18 protein-coding genes are annotated in these 15,943 nt (G+C 36.7%); 6 read left to right on the top strand and 12 right to left on the bottom strand.

Features of this window, described 5'->3' with window-relative positions; translation table 11 throughout:
- The first annotated feature begins 116 nt into the window (after window positions 1–116).
- Window positions 117–896 carry a THC0290_0291 family protein gene (locus ACR2MV_RS10670; RefSeq protein ID WP_434021899.1) on the top strand — a complete coding sequence of 260 codons (780 nt, stop codon included), beginning with the start codon at window positions 117–119 and terminating at the stop codon, window positions 894–896.
- On the opposite strand, the gene ACR2MV_RS10665 is transcribed toward ACR2MV_RS10670, so the two are convergent.
- Window positions 893–2,038 (bottom strand): cystathionine gamma-synthase, encoded by a 1,146-nt coding sequence (locus ACR2MV_RS10665; protein WP_434021898.1) that lies wholly within the window; start codon window positions 2,036–2,038, stop codon window positions 893–895. The two genes, ACR2MV_RS10670 and ACR2MV_RS10665, sit on opposite strands and share 4 nt — an antisense overlap.
- A gap of 10 nt (window positions 2,039–2,048) precedes the next feature.
- Window positions 2,049–2,504, bottom strand: coding sequence for a DinB family protein (locus ACR2MV_RS10660; RefSeq protein ID WP_434021897.1), 456 nt, complete (start codon window positions 2,502–2,504; stop codon window positions 2,049–2,051).
- A 64-nt stretch (window positions 2,505–2,568) separates the two neighbouring features.
- Here ACR2MV_RS10660 and ACR2MV_RS10655 point away from each other — a divergent pair, with 64 nt between their 5' ends.
- Together ACR2MV_RS10655 and ACR2MV_RS10650 are read left to right on the top strand one after the other, a co-directional pair.
- Window positions 2,569–2,919, top strand: coding sequence for an arsenate reductase family protein (locus ACR2MV_RS10655; protein ID WP_434021896.1), 351 nt, complete (start codon window positions 2,569–2,571; stop codon window positions 2,917–2,919).
- Between the two features lie 27 nt (window positions 2,920–2,946).
- On the top strand, window positions 2,947–4,656 hold the full coding sequence (locus ACR2MV_RS10650; RefSeq protein WP_434021895.1) for a hypothetical protein: 1,710 nt from the start codon (window positions 2,947–2,949) through the stop codon (window positions 4,654–4,656).
- On the opposite strand, the gene ACR2MV_RS10645 is transcribed toward ACR2MV_RS10650, so the two are convergent.
- Window positions 4,657–5,367 carry a hypothetical protein gene (locus tag ACR2MV_RS10645; protein ID WP_434021894.1) on the bottom strand — a complete coding sequence of 237 codons (711 nt, stop codon included), beginning with the start codon at window positions 5,365–5,367 and terminating at the stop codon, window positions 4,657–4,659.
- Window positions 5,368–5,513: 146 nt separating this feature from the next.
- Between ACR2MV_RS10645 and ACR2MV_RS10640 the strand changes: the two genes are divergently transcribed.
- Genes ACR2MV_RS10640 through mscL form a run of 3 tightly spaced genes read left to right on the top strand, consistent with a single transcriptional unit; the run spans window position 5,514 to window position 7,677 of the window.
- Window positions 5,514–6,137 (top strand): thymidine kinase, encoded by a 624-nt coding sequence (locus ACR2MV_RS10640; protein ID WP_434021893.1) that lies wholly within the window; start codon window positions 5,514–5,516, stop codon window positions 6,135–6,137.
- Window positions 6,127–7,227: an alanine racemase gene (gene alr / locus ACR2MV_RS10635; RefSeq protein ID WP_434021892.1), complete on the top strand. Its 1,101-nt coding sequence runs from the start codon at window positions 6,127–6,129 to the stop codon at window positions 7,225–7,227. Before ACR2MV_RS10640 ends, alr begins: the two co-directional genes overlap by 11 nt.
- Window positions 7,228–7,272: 45 nt before the next feature.
- Complete coding sequence (mscL, locus tag ACR2MV_RS10630; RefSeq protein WP_434021891.1) at window positions 7,273–7,677, top strand: large conductance mechanosensitive channel protein MscL; 405 nt, start codon at window positions 7,273–7,275, stop codon at window positions 7,675–7,677.
- 4 nt (window positions 7,678–7,681) lie between these two features.
- On the opposite strand, the gene ACR2MV_RS10625 is transcribed toward mscL, so the two are convergent.
- From ACR2MV_RS10625 to ACR2MV_RS10585, 9 genes are all read right to left on the bottom strand, one after another.
- Window positions 7,682–8,224 carry an MOSC domain-containing protein gene (locus tag ACR2MV_RS10625; protein WP_434021890.1) on the bottom strand — a complete coding sequence of 181 codons (543 nt, stop codon included), beginning with the start codon at window positions 8,222–8,224 and terminating at the stop codon, window positions 7,682–7,684.
- Window positions 8,225–8,226: 2 nt separating this feature from the next.
- A complete protein-coding gene (locus tag ACR2MV_RS10620; RefSeq protein WP_434021889.1) occupies window positions 8,227–9,732 on the bottom strand; it encodes a GH3 family domain-containing protein in 1,506 nt (501 codons plus the stop codon).
- Between the two features lie 41 nt (window positions 9,733–9,773).
- Window positions 9,774–10,631 carry a M23 family metallopeptidase gene (locus ACR2MV_RS10615; RefSeq protein ID WP_434021888.1) on the bottom strand — a complete coding sequence of 286 codons (858 nt, stop codon included), beginning with the start codon at window positions 10,629–10,631 and terminating at the stop codon, window positions 9,774–9,776.
- Window positions 10,632–10,709: 78 nt separating this feature from the next.
- Window positions 10,710–11,288 carry a nicotinate (nicotinamide) nucleotide adenylyltransferase gene (gene nadD, locus ACR2MV_RS10610; RefSeq protein WP_434021887.1) on the bottom strand — a complete coding sequence of 193 codons (579 nt, stop codon included), beginning with the start codon at window positions 11,286–11,288 and terminating at the stop codon, window positions 10,710–10,712.
- A gap of 17 nt (window positions 11,289–11,305) precedes the next feature.
- A complete protein-coding gene (gmk, locus tag ACR2MV_RS10605) occupies window positions 11,306–11,875 on the bottom strand; it encodes a guanylate kinase (protein ID WP_434021901.1) in 570 nt (189 codons plus the stop codon).
- A gap of 8 nt (window positions 11,876–11,883) precedes the next feature.
- Window positions 11,884–12,735, bottom strand: coding sequence for a YicC/YloC family endoribonuclease (locus tag ACR2MV_RS10600; protein WP_434021886.1), 852 nt, complete (start codon window positions 12,733–12,735; stop codon window positions 11,884–11,886).
- A 79-nt stretch (window positions 12,736–12,814) separates the two neighbouring features.
- Window positions 12,815–13,702 carry a DMT family transporter gene (locus ACR2MV_RS10595; RefSeq protein WP_434021885.1) on the bottom strand — a complete coding sequence of 296 codons (888 nt, stop codon included), beginning with the start codon at window positions 13,700–13,702 and terminating at the stop codon, window positions 12,815–12,817.
- A gap of 95 nt (window positions 13,703–13,797) precedes the next feature.
- A complete protein-coding gene (locus ACR2MV_RS10590; RefSeq protein WP_434021884.1) occupies window positions 13,798–14,406 on the bottom strand; it encodes a superoxide dismutase in 609 nt (202 codons plus the stop codon).
- 109 nt (window positions 14,407–14,515) lie between these two features.
- Complete coding sequence (locus ACR2MV_RS10585) at window positions 14,516–15,793, bottom strand: hydroxymethylglutaryl-CoA reductase, degradative (RefSeq protein ID WP_434021883.1); 1,278 nt, start codon at window positions 15,791–15,793, stop codon at window positions 14,516–14,518.
- Window positions 15,794–15,943 lie beyond the last annotated feature (150 nt).

Genomic DNA, 15,943 nt, shown 5'->3' with positions numbered 1-15,943 from the left:
TTGAATTAATCCAACAATAAATCTTAAAAATTTGAGTTTTTTGTTTTGAAAAGAAAGATTTAAGAAATTTCTTTTTTATATTTGTGCTAAATTGTACCTAAAATTTTAACTAAACCATGAAGAAACTTTTACCTAAACTTTGTGCAGTATTACTTTTCTTCTTTTTTACCAACGCTAAAGCTCAAAGCAGTATTAGTAGTGAAGTCGGAGTGTTTTTCGGTCCGGCTATGTTTCAAACCGACATGGGCCTAAGTACGGAGTTCGGGGCTCAAACCCAAGCAACCTTGGCATTTGGTCTATCTTATTACTTAAAGTTTTTTGGAAGTCAATACAACTGGCGAAGCGGTTCTTCATATTTTAGTGAACATTTCAAGCTAAAAGCGGAGTTATCATACATGAACAATACCAACGTGGGTTTTGAGCCTGCTGGTACTTCTCAGAAATTAGACGATATGAAAGCCAGGATAAAACTGTATAATGCAGGTTTAAATCTGGAATATTATATCCTGGAATTGGAAGACTATGCGTCATTCTATCAAAGTTCAGGTGCCATTAATCCTTTTGTGACAATAGGTATTCACTACAGTTACTCACAACCAGATATTTTAGTGAATGATGTGTCCCTTAAAGGGTCTGAAGAGCCTTATACACAATTGATCGACAAATGGCAGGAGGACGCTGTGTTTCTGGACGCTGAAAATATTTTTTCAGCTTCAGCAGGTGCGGGTGTTCGCTTTGGTCTTGATAAAGTTGACTTCAGTTTAGAAGGCAGGTACCAATATTATTTCTCAGATGTAGTTGAAGGCTTAAACGCGGCTGATGACCCTGCGAATAAGAGCAACGACTCCATGGTATTTATCAATGCCGGTATCATTTACGTTTTTGGCAAATACTAGACCAATTCCAACGCATTTTCAAGATCCCTTAGCAAGTCTGCTTCTGCTTCAATTCCTACACTCAAGCGAATTAATGAATCTATAACGCCTGTTTTTTCACGCGCTTCTTTTGGAATAGATGCATGCGTCATACTAGAAGGGTGTCCGCTCAAGGACTCTACTCCGCCCAAAGATTCTGCAAGGGTAAATACCTTTAAGTTTTCAAGAATTTTTATCGCATCCTGGTACTTGTCTCCTTTTAAACTAAAAGATACCATTCCTCCGAAATCAAGCATTTGAGATTTTGCAATATGGTGATTTGGGTGATCTTCAAAACCAGGCCAATAGACCTTACCTACCTTTGGATGTGACCGCAAATAATGAGCAACTGCTGCCCCATTCTCGCAATGTCGTTGCATGCGAACATGAAGGGTTTTGATTCCTCTTAACACTAAAAAACTGTCCATTGGTCCACAGACTGCTCCACTGGCATTTTGAATAAAATATAGTTTGTCCGCAAGCTCCTTGTCTTTTACTACCAATGCTCCCATTACAACATCAGAATGTCCGCCCAAATATTTTGTGGCGGAATGCATCACAATATCAGCACCATAATCCAGCGGTTTCTGCAAATATGGTGTTGCAAAAGTATTATCCACAACAAGCATTGTGTTGTATTTCTCAGATAGTGCTTGTACCTTTTTTATATCTATGATGTTTAACATCGGGTTTGTCGGAGTTTCAACCCATATGATTTTGGTCTTCTCATTGATACATTCTTCAATATTATCGACATTCTCCATGCCTACAAAATGAAATTTAATTCCAAATTTTTTGAATACGGACGAAAACAACCGAAAGGTTCCTCCGTATAAATCATTGGTTGAAATCACCTCATCTCCAGGTGCTAACAATTTCATTACCGCATCAATTGCCGCTAATCCTGAACCGAATGCCAGACCGAAATTGCCATTTTCAATGCTCGCTAAAGAGTTTTCCAAGGCCGTTCTTGTAGGGTTTCCAGTTCTGGAATATTCAAACCCCTTATGCACTCCAGGTGAACTTTGCACATAGGTGGAGGTTTGGTATATAGGTGGCATTACAGCACCGGTACTGGGATCAGGTTTTTGACCTCCGTGAATTACTTTTGTGTTAAATTCCATTTAATCTGTTTTAAACGATTTTTTTGAGTGACAAAACAACGCCCAGATGGATTCCATCATGAAAGGCACTAAAACTTACCACATCTTCAATGTTTTTTAATTCTATTCCTGTGCTGGTCATATAGGGCGTAAATCCCGAAAAAACTCCTTCATAATAATCTTTGACGGTTTGTTCCATCGCAACTACTAAATGCTTCTTTATGTATTCAATATCTGCGGCGTCAACATCCTCTGTCGCCAAAGATCCTTTGCCATATTTACGAACCATTTCTTTGTCGATACGAAGCTCTAATCCTGACAATTTATAGAACAATAATTGCTGCGTCACCAATAAATGTGCAACATTCCAAAAAATTGAGTTTTTAAAATTCTCAGGTATCTCAACAAGCTCATCATAGCTCTTTGATTCTAAAATATTTAACAAGGCCTTTCTGGAAAAGACTGCAGTTTCAAATAATTTTTCCATATGTTTAAAAATTATCTAAAAATAAGTAACTTTAAGCTGAGACAATAGACTATCTGAAAAATAAATGAAAAAAATATATTTCTTAAAAACCTGTGATACTTGTAAAAGAATTATGAAGTCTATACCTCTTGAAGGTTTTGAGTTTCAAGAAATTAAATCTCAACCAATCACTGAGGTTCAAATAGACGAGATGAGAACCCTTTCCGGCTCCTATGAATCCCTCTTCAGCAGAAGGGCGAAAAAATATGCGGCTATGGGTTTAAAAAATGAAATCCTTCAAGAAATAGATTTCAAGCAACTCATCTTAAGCGATTATACATTTCTTAAACGACCCGTAATTATAAAGGAAAAAGATATTTTCATTGGCAGCGATAAAAAGAACCTTTCCTTATTAACAGCCTCTTTCTCAAATTAATCTTCTTTTGATTAATACAGTCCTTTAATGATCCAGACCATGGTATTCAAAAAAAAATATAAAATTGCAGTTGGGGTCATATTGACACTTGCGTTTTTAATTTTTCTTGCGAGCATCGTAGTTTCAAAAATAATTTCGAATAAAGTTACAGCCTTACTGGAAGAACAAAATATAGAAAACCTTTACCTTTCTATTGAAAGAACAAAATTTAGCTTTTTTGATCGATCATTGGTTTTTTCAGACATTCATTTGGGGCCGACAGAATCCGCAATGATACAATTAAAAAACAATGAACATTCGAGCCAGTCATTGCATAAACTATCCATTTCCAGGTTAAAATTAAGAGGTATACAGTTATCACCGTTGATATTTAAAAAGCAGCTTAAAATCAATAAACTCATCATAGATGACCCTTTATATCAGCAAATTTCTTCAGACAAAAAACCGAAGAAAGAAGTCGTAAATAAACACCGTGAGCTAGACTCGATTCATTTGAAGAAGCTGGAAGGTTTTCAATTAGATCTCATTAAGATCACCAATTTAAAAATTCAAAAAATAGATATTCACAGCGATAAAATCACCTTTCAAAACAAGCCTTTAGATTTTGAAGTTACCGGATTTAAACTTGATGAATTATCAGAAGATTACTTCAAACTATCACCGGTTTCTGAATTATTTGAAATGACCAGAATAAAGGTGGATTTTCCGAATATTAAGTATAGCTTCTCAATTGACAAGTTAAATTATCATTTTGGAGATGATCATTTACAAATATCAAATTTGAAATTCAAGCCTATGGTTAATAAGTTAACGCTGGCCAATTCTTATTTATATAACACAGATATTATTGATGTTGAAGGAGCGGATGTTAAAGTATACAACGTTGATCTGGAAAAAGCTTTTGAAAACAAAGGGTTTTATATGGATAGTGTGATTATCTCAAATTTATCAGCAGAAATCTACAAAGACAAACGGAAGCCTTTTGATCTCAATAAAAGACCTCAGTTTCCGCATCAATTACTAAAAGAAATGAAAACTCCTTTGCTAATTCAGAAGGTATCTCTGAGGGAAAGTAAGCTTGTTTACGAAGAAAAACTTGAACATGCCGAAATCTTAATGAAGGTTTCTTTGGAGGATTTGAAAATCAACCTATTTAACGTTACTTCTATTAAATCTAAGCGTGAGGTTCCTATGAAAGTTGACTTAAGTTCTAAGTTCATGGGAAAAGCCAATTTACATGTAGACATGATACTGCCTCTTAAAACCAATGAAGACACATTCTATTTTAGCGGATTTTTAGGACCCTCAAAAATGACCTATTATGATTCCGCAATTATTCCGGCCATTGGATTGAAAGTTCTTAATGGAGATATTCAAAGTCTCTCTTTTCATGCCACAGGCAACAGTTATAATTCTCATGGAAAAATGATTTTCAAGTATAATAATCTTGAAGGGGAAGTATTTAAACTCAAAAAAGCGGAAAAAAACAATTTTTTAAGCTGGTCTGTAAATAATCTGGTTCATAAATCAAATCCGGGAAAAAACGGGGAGCTTAGAGAAGCCACTATGAAGTTCGATCGTGTTCTTTATAAAGGATTCGGAAATCTCTTTTGGAAAACTGTTCAGAGCGGGATTGTAAATACCATTGCTCCCTTTGGGATGACCACGGAAAAAGAAGCAAACAAGAGAAAAAGACAACTTAAAAGAGAAGAGCGCCGAAAAAGAAAAAACAAATAATTATAGAAATTTCCTTTCTATTAAAATGATCAATCTTTCTTCAAGATCCTCTTTTCCCTTCCAATTATAATTTGGTTTTACCTGATATTCAAAGTATTTGATAGCTTCTTCTTTAGAGTTGCATTCATTTAACTTTGTCAACACTTTATTAAAATCAGATTGGCTGAAATTAAATAGTTTATTTACAAAAGCAATCCGGTCATTCAGCCCAACCTGAATGCTGCTTCCCACCAATCTATCATTTAGGGAAAGCTGTCTTGGTACCTCCTTTTTGGTTTGGAACAAATTCTCAGTTTCATCCAGTGATATGGTATCTTTAAACTCTTCCTTTTGACTCATATCTTCTTTGATTTCATCAAAAGTAGGAACAAACAAATCATTTAAGCTCATAGGAACATCCTCTTCAGTCTCTAATGACTCCACAATTTCTTCTGCTTCCTCCTCTATCGCCACTGCAATAAGAGTCTCCTGAACAGTTTCTTTAATCTCAACTACTTCTACCTCCTCCTGCACTTCTAAAATCTCTTGAACCGTATTCTCCTGTTCTGGAATTGCCTCCTGCCTCTCATTTTTATTCAAATGATCTAAAATCAGTAGTTTCTCGTATAAATTTCTCGCCTGCTCAAGTCTTGTCTCTAATTCAGGTCCTTGTGGCTCTTGCAATATTGATTCGGCGAGTGTCCTTAGTTCTTCCATCAAATTGTTATGCATCACTGGTATTTAGATAGGTATTATTCACTATTTGAGTAAGATACAAAATTAACATTTTCAAAAGAAAATACTACTAAAGAATTTCATTACTTTTGTTCTAACTTACAGGTTAATTATTGAATATTGTCAACACCAAGATGTCATAAATGTTTTTAGAAAATACAGTTAATCATACAGAGAAATTTGGGTGGATCGAAGTGATCTGCGGATCTATGTTTTCAGGAAAAACTGAAGAACTGATTCGAAGGTTAAAACGCGCTCAATTTGCAAAGCAAAGTGTCGAGATATTTAAGCCTGTTGTTGATACACGATACTCTGAGGAATTAGTTGTCTCACATGATGAGAATGAAATTAGGTGTACACCAGTTCCCTCTTCGGCAAATATTCGCCTTTTGGCCAATGAAATTGACGTCGTTGGAATCGACGAAGCTCAGTTTTTTGATGATGAAATTGTCAATGTCTGTAATGACTTGGCAAATCGAGGCATCCGCGTTATTGTGGCTGGACTGGACATGGATTTTCAAGGAAATCCTTTTGGTCCTATGCCGGCACTTATGGCCACAGCAGAATATGTAACCAAGGTTCATGCTGTTTGTACTAAAACCGGAAATTTGGCTCATTATAGCCATAGGACCATTCCTGATGAACGACTTGTTGTCCTTGGTGAAGTGCATGAATACGAACCCTTGAGCAGAGCAGCCTTTTATAAGGAAAGACAAAAGGAGCAACAAGAGAAAGAAGAATTAACGAACGGATCCAATGAACAATAATCCAACAGTTTTAGAGATTGATTTATCTTCCCTGCTTTATAATTTCAATTATTTTCGTTCAAAAATAAAACCTTCTACCAAGGTGCTGGCCGTCGTTAAAGCCGGTGGTTACGGCTCTGATGGTGTAATTGTCGCAAAATTTCTTGAAGGTCAAGGGGTCGATTATTTCGCCGTAGCCTATGCGGATGAAGGAATTTCTTTGCGTGAGGCTGGAATTAAAACACCCATCTTAGTGCTTCACCCACAAATAAACAACTTAAGTCTCTTAGTGGACTACCAGCTTGAACCCAATTTATACAGTAAAAAAATATTTACACGATTTCTGGAAATTGCTCATACCTTAGATCTCAAAGAATACCCAGTTCATATAAAATTCAACACCGGCTTAAACCGACTTGGATTTAAAAAGTCGGATCTTGATTTTATTATAAAAAGCCTGAAAAGCGAAAAGTCCGTCTACCTGCAATCCATTTTTTCTCACCTTGTTGCCTCGGAAGACAGAGATGAAAGGGCATTTACAATGAATCAAATTAACAGTTTTAAATCTTTGACTACTGCCGTTGAATCACAATTGGGTTATGCTCCTGTTCTTCATATGAGCAATACCTCTGGTATACTAAATTACCCGGAAGCTCATTTTGATATGATACGTCTTGGTTTAGGGCTATTTGGATTTAGCAATGACCCAGGTCTTAATTCAAAATTAAAGAATGTTCTGTGCTTAAAAACGGTTATTTCACAAATTCACACCATTGGGCCAAATGAGAATGTTGGTTACAATATGGGGTTTGTTTCTGAAAAAGAAATGACAACAGCAACGCTTCCAATAGGTCATGCTGATGGTTTTTTTAGATCTTTCGGGCAAGGGAAAGTTTTGGTGACAGTCAATGGTCATAAGGTGCCCATCATTGGCAATGTGTGCATGGACATGGTAATGATAGACATTAGCGGAGTGGATTGTAAGGAGGGCGACAACGTTATCATTTTTAATACCCAGAATGAGATTCTGAATTTGGCAAAAGTGGCAGAAACAATTAGTTATGAAATCCTGACTTCGTTTAACAGCAGGATAAAGCGCATTTCTGTTTAGTATTTTTAGTATCTTCGCTTCAACACAAATCTTAATAAAAACAACATGCTCAAAGAATTTAAAGAATTTGCCCTGAAGGGTAGTTTACTGGACATTGCCGTAGGTTTTGTAATGGGTGCCGCCTTTAAAAGTGTGGTCACCTCATTTACTGCAGGAATCGTTTCACCGTTAATCGGTCTATTGTTGAAATCTGACCTTAAAGACCTTAAATGGATCGTTCGAGAAGGCGTGGCAAACGCTGAAGGAGTAGTTGAAGGAACTGTAGCTGTTCTTTATGGAGCCTTTATTACAAATGTGATCGACTTTATTATTGTTGCTTTTGTAATGTTCTTAATTGTGAAAGCAGTTAATAAACTCAAAAAAGAGGAAGAGGAAGCTCCAGCGCCTCCTGCCGGGCCAAGTCAAGAAGATCTTCTTACGGAAATCAGAGATCTGTTGGCTAAGAAATAAGGTATTATTTCTTCGAATTAAAAACTTCTGCAATTGATGGTGAATTCAGAGCTTTTTCAACAAGCTTCAATTCATCCTCAATTGCTACTTTACCTGTTTGCACAATTTTGAAATAAACACCACTTTTACTGGTATTCCAAAACTGTTTGATCACTTTTGCATCCTGAAAACGAATCCCTAATTTTACACATGGTTGGCGGGGTTTTGTCGCCTCAAGAATGGTCTCTCCAAGGAGGTAAATGTCTCCAACGTGTACGGTGGTTTCATCAAGGCTTGATAGCGTCAGGTTTTCACCAAAAAAGCCATAATTCAATTCCAAGGCAGGATATAAATCTTTCCAATACTGATAATGGTTCTCTCCATAAGCATATACAGCCTGCTCAATACCTCCATGATGTTTTCGATCGATCACCGCATCACCTTCTACATCTTCTTTATCCAAAAAAACAGGGCCCGAAACACTCTTTTTAAAAATACCCGTTGTATAAGCCTTTCCTTTCCAGAATACTTCCTGCTTACTTCCAATGTTTAGAGAGACTACTTTCATATTTAAACTATCTTTTTAAGCTGATCTGCAATTTTTCTATCATTGGCAAGCCTTGGTATTTTATTCTGTCCTCCCAGTTTCCCCACTGATTTCATATAATGATCAAAGCCGTTCTTTTCAACAATACTTATTTTAAGCTGCTGCAAAATATTTCCTTGAATCAAATCAAAATAGTAGCTGTTCTGTCGTTGCATTTCAAGGTCGATCTTTTTTGAAAAATCAGCCAGATCTTCTGGCTCATTTTCAAATTCTATAAACCATTCGTGATAGGGCAGTTCCCCTTCAACCGGATTCACTTGAGGAGCCACGGTAAACTCTTTTATTTGAATTGTAGTACCCTGGCTGGCGAGCTGAATAGATTCTTCCACCTCTTTACCGATGACATGCTCTCCAAACGCGGATATAAAATGCTTAATCCTCCCCGTCACTACAATACGATATGGTTTTATCGAAGTAAAGGCTATTGTATCTCCAATGTTATAGCTCCACAAACCAGCATTTGTTGAGATGATCAGTACATAATTAACGCCTACTTTCACATCCTTTATGCTAATCCGTTCAGGTGAATCATCAAAAAATTTATCCGCAGGAATAAATTCGTAAAAAATACCGCTATTCAACAACAATAACATGCCTTTGTCTGATTCACTGGTTTTACGTTGTTTGTCCTGATAGGCAAAAAAACCTTCAGATGCCGGAAACAATTCGATTGAATCCACTTTCTTCCCTATCAGCGTTTCCATATTCTGTCGATAGGGTTCGTAATTCACGCCTCCATACACAAACAGGTTAAAGTTTGGGAAAATCTCAGACACTTTTTTCCCCTCTTTATCAATCAGCTTTTCAAAATACATTTGTACCCAGGAAGGAATCCCACTGATAAGCCTCATATCTTCTACAACTGTCTCTTCCACAATTGCATTCACCTTTGTTTCCCAATCATCGATGCAGTTTGCCTCCCATGAAGGCAACCTGTTTTTTTGTAAATATTTCGGAACATAATGAGCCACGATACCAGACAGTCTACCTGTCTTAATTTTATCCGTCGCATCGATCACTGGTGAGCCCTGTAGAAAAATCATTTTACCATCGACAAAATCAGCCTTCCCGGTTTCAGCGATATACAATAACAAGGCCTCCTTTGCAGCCGCAATTTGATACGGCATGGATTCTTTAGAAATTGGAATATACTTCGCTCCGGACGTAGTTCCCGACGTTTTGGCAAAATACAAAGGCTTTCCCTTCCAAAGGACATCAGAATCTCCATTTTTTACTGCCTCTACATACGGTTTTAGACCCTCATAATCTCTTATTGGGACTTGTGCCTTATAATCCTCGTAACTACCAATTGAAGGAAAATTATGATCGCGACCAAACCTTGTTTTGCTGGCTTCAGCAATCAATTCTTTAAAAACTTTGTCTTGTGTATTTATGGGGTCATTCGCCCAGGCATATACCTGTTTTGAAACTATATTGGCATAAATTTTTGCAAAAAATGACTTTATCACGTATTTAGAATCTTAATAATTAGTAAGCTGCCTTGATTGCTTTAATCAAAATTAATATAGTTGGTCGGGTTCACCGGATATCCATCATTCCACAATTCAAAATGAAGATGTGCTCCAGTAGAAAAGGTACCCGTTGAGCCAGCACTGGCTATCACTTCTCCTGAAGTTACCAATTCTCCCTGTTCTTTAAAAATCGAGGCGTTGTGTTTATAAATGGAGGTGAAGCCCTGTCCATGTTCAATAACAATCACATAACCTGTATCCGCAGTAAATCCTTTAAAAATTACGGTACCATCCGCAACTGCTTTTACAGGGGTATCCTCGTCCACAGCAATATCTACAGCAAAGTGCTTCTCCTGATCATCATATTGCTGGGTAATCTGTCCTTTAATTGGACTGGAAAAAACAATGTCAGTGCTTTTTTTGGCTTGCTGAAAAACACTAAACCGATCCATCTGCTCAACTTCTTCACGAAAAGCCGAATCTACCTGAGAGGGTGCAAAATCAATTTCATCAATTTGAAATTGACGCAACACAGAATCTTTGTTGAAGGTTACCCGTTTAATTTCACCTTTTAAAACTTGCTGAATATTCTCTATATAGAGATCATTTACGGTTAAGGCCTGATTCAAGGAATCAACTTTATAAACCAGATCTGTAGTTTCTTTTTGCAACTCGGTTGAAGAGTATCCCTGAATATATTCTTTTAAAGGAGTTAGAGTGATAAATAAAATTGTAAGACTAATTAGTAAAACGGAAAATACACCTCCAAAAATAAAGGCATTTAAACGATTAAGTTTAAAAGAAAAACGCTCTTCAAAAGTATCTTCATTTAAAACAACGAAGCGGTATTTAAATGTCAGTTTTTCTTTTATTTTCTCTTTTCTACTTTTCTCCATGATCAGACTTTCAACACAAATATACAATGTTTTTAAGTTCTCAAACGGACTCAAAAATTGTTTTCTGCCTCCTGAATACTACTTGTAAAAATTCATTTCATCCAAATAGATCCAGGCAGTATGAGGTAAAAGAGGCTTCACTTCCTTATGCTCTTTTATTGCTTTTCGGATAAACGTTGAGGAAATTTCAACAATTGGAGCTTGAACAAAATGAACCTTGGCATGAGATAGCAATTCAGGTGCTTCTTTTTTCTCAGATACTCGCGGATACACATAAATTTCATAATGCTCCAATATTGTTTCATAGTTTTTCCACTTCTTGAAGGAATAGAGATTGTCCTGTCCCATAATGAGGTTAAAATCGTAATCAGGGTGCTTTTCCTTCAAGTGAACCAGGGTATTGATCGTATAATTTGGTTGAGGCAAGCCAAATTCAATATTGCTGGGTTTTAATTTTGGATAATCCTCCGTTGCTCTGAGCACCAATTGAAATCGATGATGATCATCTAAAAGGCTTTTTTTCTTTTTAAACGGATTGTGAGGAGTCACAACAAACCAAACCTCGTCTAAGTCTGAATATTCTGCCATGTGATTGGCAATAATTAAATGACCTACATGAATCGGGTTAAAACTCCCAAAAAAAAGTCCAATTTTCATACTATCCTTATATCGAGCTACGAAACAAATTGAGTGATCATTTCAGCTGCTTCCTTCTGTGCCTTTTCCAGGTCATCATTCACGAGAATTACATCAAACTTATCAGCAAAAGAAAGCTCTCTATCGGCTTTTGCCAATCGTTCCTTAATCTTCTCTTCAGAATCTGTTTTTCTGGATCTCAATCGTTCCTCCATGATTTCTTTGGAAGGTGTTTTCACAAACACAGCAAGGGTTTTCTCCGGAAACTTTTCTTTTATTCTTAACCCACCTACCACATCAATATCAAAAATAGCGTGTTTCCCTTCCGACCAAATTCGTTCTACTTCGGATTTAAGTGTCCCATAAAAATTCCCTTTATAAACTTCCTCCCATTCAACAAATTCATGCTCCTCAATATGCTTTTTGAATTTTTCAGGACTGATAAAGTAATAATCCTTCCCATCAATTTCCTTCCCTCTTTTTTCTCTGGATGTAGCAGAAATAGAAAAGTCCAGATGGAGGTCTTGTTGTTGTAAAAGATGATGTACGATTGTTGTTTTACCCGAACCGGAAGGGGCCGAAAAAACAATTAACTTTCCTTTTTCAATGTCCATTGCTACAACACATTTAATAATTGTTCCTTTATTTTTTCTAACTCATCTTTCATTTCAACAACCACTTTTTGCATGGGAGCAAAATTAGCCTTTGATCCAATGGTGTTGATTTCTCTTCCAATTTCCTGTGAGATAAACCCTAATTTTTTACCGTTGGAAATATTCCCGTTCAATTCTTGAATAAAATAACTGAGATGATTTGTGAGCCTTACTTTCTCTTCTGTAATATCGAGTTTTTCCAAATAGTAAATCAATTCCTGTTCAAAACGATTTTCATCGATATTCTGTTCTAATTCATTGATCGATTTTTTTAATCGCTCCCTTACCTGATCCAGTCTTTCCGTATCTAAACTTATGACTTCTTCCAATTTTTGTTGTAAAATGGTAATTCGTTTCTTAAAGTCCTTTTCCAGCTCTTGCCCTTCGGAAAGCCTGTACTCTTTTAAATGATCAATAGCCTCCTGAATTCCTTCCTGAATGACCGTCCATTCTGTAGGATCTAATTCCTCTCTTTCTGTTTTTAAAACGTCCGGAAGTCGCATCGCAATGGATAAAATATCCGCCTCCTTATGAATTTGCTCTAATTGGGAAATATAATTTGAAACTACTTCTTTATTTATTTTTGCACTGGTTTCAAGGCCCGTGGATTCTATATAAAATGACATATCAACCTTTCCGCGAACTAAATTACTTGCAATAAGCTTTCGAACTTCAATTTCTTTTTCTTTGTATACACCAGGAAAACGAGTATTAATGTCAAGATTCTTGCTGTTCAATGATTTGACTTCAAGGCTAATTTTCTTTGTATCAAGTTGAACTATTGATTTCCCGTATCCGGTCATGGATTGTATCATCTTATTTCTTTAAAATTTCAGCAAAGTTACTAATAAAAATATCTTTATCTTCTTCAAACATCCATTAAAATCAGCTCATTTAAGCCTCCTTTGGTTTGAGAGTAACAAGGTATACACCGATAAAAATGAGCACAGTAGCCACAATTTTTAATAAATTCAAAGAGTCGCTGCCAACAAGTAAAGCATAGCTGCTGGCAATAACGGGTTGTAAGTAAATAAAAATACTCAGGGTGGTTGGTTTTAACTCCTTAATGGCATACAGGTTGAATAAATAAGTCAAAAAGGAAGTAAACACGATAATAAACCCAACACGTAAAAATATCGGCACCGGCATTGTATGCCATTCTACCAATTGAAGCTCGGAAATGCCGAAGGGAATGACCATAAACAATCCAAAAAGATACAGCCATTTTGCCAGTGTTATGGCATGGTATCTCTTGGTTAAATTTTTCACAAGAATCAAATAAAGCGCATAGGCACTGGCATTGACAAATACCAATAAATTACCCAATGACGCATTACTGGCCATTCCAATTTCTTTTCCAAAAATGATAAGAATAACGGCCCCAAGCAAACCAATAAAAATGCCGAGTAATTTTTTCTTTGTTGCCTTTTCATTCAGCAAAATTGATGAAAAAATCAACACGATAATTGGCGTACAGACCATAATGACCGATGCATTAATCGGCGTGGTCATGCTGAGTCCTTTGAAGAATGAAAGTTGATTCAGTGCCATTCCAAATAAGGCGGCAAGAGCAAATCTGGGATAATCTTTTAGCTCAATTTTTTCTTTTTTAACAAATAATCCTACTGCCCAAAACAACAAAGTGGCCCCGACTACTCTTAATAAAATGAATCCGAAGGGTTGAATATATAACGGCATTACTTCTTTTGCCACCGTAAAGCTCACCCCATAGATCAAGGCGGCTGAGAAGGCAAGTAAAAAAGCTATTTTCCTGGAAGTCATGCTATTAAAAGTTTTGAAAATATATAGGGATCTCTTAAAAAACGAACCACGGAGGGTCGCTCCGTGGTTATGGTGTTCAAAAAGAAAAAATGAAATTATTTTCCTTCTTCGTATCTTCTGTTAACTTCGTCCCAGTTGATCACATTAAAAAAGGCATTGATATAATCTGGTCTTCTGTTCTGGTAATTTAAATAATAAGCATGTTCCCAAACATCCAACCCTAAAATTGGTGTTCCTGAACATCCCATGTCCGGCATCAACGGATTGTCTTGGTTGGCTGTTGAACAAACTTCAACCTTACCTCCTTTATGAACACATAACCATGCCCAACCTGATCCAAATCTAGTGGCAGCCGCCTTGGCAAATGCTTCTTTAAAACTATCGAATGAACCAAATGCTTCATTGATGGCTTGTGCAACGGCTCCCGTTGCAGCACCACCTCCATTTGGAGACATTACAGTCCAGAATAAGTCATGATTATAAAAACCTCCTCCGTTATTTCTAACTGCGCCGTTGGCCAGATCAAGATTTCCAAGAATGTCTAAAATAGACTTTCCTTCTAAACCTGTTCCTTCAATAGCATTGTTTAAATTGTTCGTATATCCGTTATGATGTTTTGAATGGTGAATCTCCATCGTTCTTGCGTCAATATGAGGCTCCAAAGCGTCATAGGCGTATGGTAATTTTGGCAATTGGAATGACATAATATGTTTTTTTAGATTAATTTAATTTTTACCAAAGATACGCAATACTCGAGGCAGATGTCAAGTGAATCAAATAGAAAATTTTTATTTACTCATAACCTGATACTATTTAATGTCCGGTTCTGATCTTGTGCAGGGATTCTGCAACTGCACTATGAGAAACAGAGGTATTTTTAAATTCTTCAATGATTAATTCTTTTTCATGTACATTCGCTTCCAGCTGATTCAAAATATTCATCAGGTGCATTTTCATATGACCTTCCTGAATTCCTGTAGTTGTCAATGCTCTCAAGGCAGCAAAATTCTGAGCCAATCCCGCAACGGCAACAATTTTCATCAATTCCCTCGCATCAGGGAATTGTAGTATCTCCATGGATAATTTAGCCAAGGGATGTAATTTGGTTAAGCCACCTACGGTTCCGAGAGATAAAGGAATCTCAATCCAAAATTTAAAAACCCCCTTCTCTACTGTTGCCTGAGTAAGACTCGTGTACCGGCCATCTTTAGCTGCATAGGCATGAGCCCCTGCCGCTACAGCGCGAAAGTCGTTTCCTGTTGCCAGGACGACCGCATCTATGCCATTCATAATTCCTTTATTATGAGTTACAGCACGGTATGGCTCAACGTTAGCTATTTCAACCGCCTGCACAAATTTTTTAGCATATACTTCTGCGTTTTCAGGAAAAAAATCTTCCGTTTTACAGGACACTTCGGCTCTTACCAAACACTCGGGAACATAGTTAGAGAGGATACTCATAATAATTGAAATTCCTTCTTTTTCAAATTCCCCGGCGATAGTCTCTAAACAGGAATTAATAAAATTGGCTCCCATACTATCTCCTGTTTCAAATGTCACATGAAGCTGGTAATACTGGTCAAGGTCATTGGTTCTATCTCGTAACTCTATTCCGACAATTCCTCCGCCTCTTTTCCTCATATTGACAGTAATCCCATCTGTAGCCTTAATCAACTCCTGCTTGACGGAAAGAAAGTATGCCTCCAATGCCTCATATGCTCCGTCAAATAAAAAGTGTACCTGTCCTATTTTAGTTGTTGAAATCACTTCTGCCTGAAAACCACCTCTTGTACTCCAAAATTTTGCAGTTAGTGCGGCCGCAGCCACCACAGAACTTTCCTCAATTGCCATGGGAATGGCATATGATTTTCCGTTGATCAAAAAGTTAGGAGCAATAGCATACGGTACATAGAAGTTACTAATCGTATTTTCAATAAATTCATCATGAAGTAACTGTAATTGCTCGTCATGATTCACATATTGATCTAAGATCTGTTTTCCTTTTTTAACATCCTGGAAATAATTCTCCGCGAGCCATGAAATTTTTTCCAACTTGCTCATTTTAGAAAACCCAGAGATCATTTTTGACATATTCAATTTTTTAGCTTCACAAAGATAATCAATAGCAAAATAAAATACGGATAGATAATCTTCAATAAAATTCCTAAGAAAATGCATGAATTTCAAGTCAAAAATAGAATCGTTAAACAGTTTATCGGTACATGCCCTCTTCCTTACAAA

The sequence above is a fragment of the Lutimonas sp. genome (assembly GCF_051011215.1).
Taxonomy (GTDB): Bacteria; Bacteroidota; Bacteroidia; order Flavobacteriales; family Flavobacteriaceae; genus Lutimonas.
Note: the sequence above shows the minus strand (reverse complement) of the source record. Positions and strands in the feature narration are given on the sequence as shown.

Excerpts from the sequence above, each read along its gene's own strand:
- ACR2MV_RS10625 (WP_434021890.1), bottom strand. The coding sequence starts at position 8,224 with ATGAAAGTAGTCTCTCTAAACATTGGAAGTAAGCAGGAAGTATTCTGG.
- ACR2MV_RS10660 (WP_434021897.1), bottom strand. The coding sequence starts at position 2,504 with ATGGAAAAATTATTTGAAACTGCAGTCTTTTCCAGAAAGGCCTTGTTA.
- ACR2MV_RS10615 (WP_434021888.1), bottom strand. The coding sequence starts at position 10,631 with ATGGAGAAAAGTAGAAAAGAGAAAATAAAAGAAAAACTGACATTTAAA.
- ACR2MV_RS10670 (WP_434021899.1), top strand. The coding sequence starts at position 117 with ATGAAGAAACTTTTACCTAAACTTTGTGCAGTATTACTTTTCTTCTTT.
- nadD (WP_434021887.1), bottom strand. The coding sequence starts at position 11,288 with ATGAAAATTGGACTTTTTTTTGGGAGTTTTAACCCGATTCATGTAGGT.
- ACR2MV_RS10590 (WP_434021884.1), bottom strand. The coding sequence starts at position 14,406 with ATGTCATTCCAATTGCCAAAATTACCATACGCCTATGACGCTTTGGAG.
- ACR2MV_RS10595 (WP_434021885.1), bottom strand. The coding sequence starts at position 13,702 with ATGACTTCCAGGAAAATAGCTTTTTTACTTGCCTTCTCAGCCGCCTTG.
- ACR2MV_RS10655 (WP_434021896.1), top strand. The coding sequence starts at position 2,569 with ATGAAAAAAATATATTTCTTAAAAACCTGTGATACTTGTAAAAGAATT.
- ACR2MV_RS10665 (WP_434021898.1), bottom strand. The coding sequence starts at position 2,038 with ATGGAATTTAACACAAAAGTAATTCACGGAGGTCAAAAACCTGATCCC.
- ACR2MV_RS10645 (WP_434021894.1), bottom strand. The coding sequence starts at position 5,367 with ATGCATAACAATTTGATGGAAGAACTAAGGACACTCGCCGAATCAATA.
- alr (WP_434021892.1), top strand. The coding sequence starts at position 6,127 with ATGAACAATAATCCAACAGTTTTAGAGATTGATTTATCTTCCCTGCTT.
- ACR2MV_RS10650 (WP_434021895.1), top strand. The coding sequence starts at position 2,947 with ATGATCCAGACCATGGTATTCAAAAAAAAATATAAAATTGCAGTTGGG.
- ACR2MV_RS10600 (WP_434021886.1), bottom strand. The coding sequence starts at position 12,735 with ATGATACAATCCATGACCGGATACGGGAAATCAATAGTTCAACTTGAT.
- ACR2MV_RS10640 (WP_434021893.1), top strand. The coding sequence starts at position 5,514 with ATGTTTTTAGAAAATACAGTTAATCATACAGAGAAATTTGGGTGGATC.
- ACR2MV_RS10585 (WP_434021883.1), bottom strand. The coding sequence starts at position 15,793 with ATGTCAAAAATGATCTCTGGGTTTTCTAAAATGAGCAAGTTGGAAAAA.
- mscL (WP_434021891.1), top strand. The coding sequence starts at position 7,273 with ATGCTCAAAGAATTTAAAGAATTTGCCCTGAAGGGTAGTTTACTGGAC.